2 protein-coding genes and 1 pseudogene are annotated in these 1758 nt (G+C 41.8%); 2 read left to right on the forward strand and 1 reads right to left on the reverse strand.

Annotated elements, in window-relative coordinates; all coding sequences use genetic code 11:
• On the reverse strand, positions 1-492 hold a 492-nt coding region (locus AC2VE5_RS26365), incomplete at its 3' end, for an SH3 domain-containing protein (RefSeq protein ID WP_486890512.1).
• A gap of 696 nt (positions 493-1188) precedes the next feature.
• Here AC2VE5_RS26365 and AC2VE5_RS26370 point away from each other — a divergent pair.
• Complete coding sequence (locus AC2VE5_RS26370; RefSeq protein ID WP_486890513.1) at positions 1189-1389, forward strand: hypothetical protein; 201 nt, start codon at positions 1189-1191, stop codon at positions 1387-1389.
• Positions 1390-1542: 153 nt separating this feature from the next.
• Positions 1543-1758 (forward strand): annotated as a pseudogene (locus AC2VE5_RS26375) (hypothetical protein); the annotation flags it as partial.

The following is a 1758-nucleotide window of genomic DNA, read 5'->3' on the forward strand; positions in this document are numbered from 1 at the left end:
ACCTTGGCTTTCTACCTTGTACCAAGCTGAATGACTCGATCCAAAAGGAAGAATCTGCCTGAGAATATTGACCTTCATCCCTGGCTTCAGGTGAGCCAAGATTGTAGCACTCGTAGAAGGTTCTTCTCGAAGATTAATTCGTTTACGGTGTTGCCACTTAACCCAGCCGATCTGTAAAGAAGCACTCGTCCTCAGGTTAGGGTCAGGTTTAGAAGTTCCTTGAGCCCCTACTAAGGGAGATGTAGCAGTTAAAGTTCCTAGAGACAGCAACAACGTGGCCAAAAAGTTCTTGAAAAACTGTTCTGTTAAGGCTTTGACTAACTGTGGTCGAGTAACTAATTCTTTCTGGACCAGAACCTCACCCAGCTTCTGACCCCTACTCCCCTGTTCTGCTAGGGCCTGCTTTAGCTGCAACGAGTTAAGCAATCCTTTCTGGACAAGTATTTCCCCAATTCGAACTTTTTTTGAGATTTTAGAACTTGTCTGCTTCAAAGCTCTGCCTCAATATTCCTAAATACGAGAAATGGCAAACTTTAGAATGCCCAACTTAATGCTAAAGACACCATGCCTTAATATAAATATAGATAGAAATTAGGCCCGCTGCCAGCTTCCCGTTGATGAGAGAGTAATACTAAAAAAAGACTGTAGATCGCTGAGTTGCGTTCTCCTCACCCTTCTAGGGAGAGATAGATTCATATAAAGGTCTGGTATTCAGGAATATAGGTTTAGCAGGTAACGACAGGAACCAGAAATTATATAACCCTCTCAAGGTATAATGACCAGCAGATGGACTGGACGAATTTTTAAAGTAATTGTTCCTAAGCACCTGCCAATAGTAAAAGTGAGTATAATTTCTTTTCTGAAAGAAATTATATGGCAAGTCTTTGCAAAAAAAGTGCCAATTTGGCAACCATTCTCTCCTTGATCGGATTAGATTCGAGATAGTTCATGAGAGAAATTAGATTTGTTTAAATTTTTAGGATGAAAGGTTACCCAGCATAGGTGCTTGGCGCATCTAAACCTTTGCAATCTAAATAAAGCATTATTCTGCAGGATTGAAGCCTAATTCCTGACCGTTGATCCTGAGAGTAAATAACTCATCTCATCCTGAAAAATTGCGCCAAGCATGATCTATATCATCTCTATCCCATCACTTCGCTTAGGGAATTTATTAAGAGGCTCAGGTTTATGAATAGAAGAATAAAACTAAAATTTAAGCGTAGTCGCTCAAGATTACCAGTTCTAATTGGGATTGTGTTGGGCGGAGTCACAAGTAGTTGCTTGATTCCAGCTCAAGCAGCAGAGCTAACTCTTGGCCAGGATATTCAATTTCCTGAAGATACAATACTTGACTTTGACTTTAAAGAATCCCATGGTGTCTACCAATAAACCTTTGGCGTTCTTAACTTAGAGACCCAGGAGAAAACTCCTCTAATTTTTGAAACTAAGCCCTCTGACCAGCCGCAAAGTGTTACTGACCCCTCTAGTTATACGGATAACACAGGTGGTGATCAAGACTTTTTAGGCACCCCAGGCAATGCTGTGCCAGAGCCACGGGCTAACTTTTTATTCAAGGGAAATACTCCCTATAGTCTTTACCTAGAATCTTTGTACGATGGACGCCCTGCCGGTACTATTTACTCCACAGATGCTTTAAATCCTGGTGGAGAAGAACTTGGTCGCCGGGTTGTGCTCGATGGTGACTTAGCTGATGCTTGTGCTGAAGAAGGTGCCCTGATTCGCTGGGATGATACTGGT

It is taken from the genome of Aliterella sp. E5.1 (assembly GCF_057473825.1).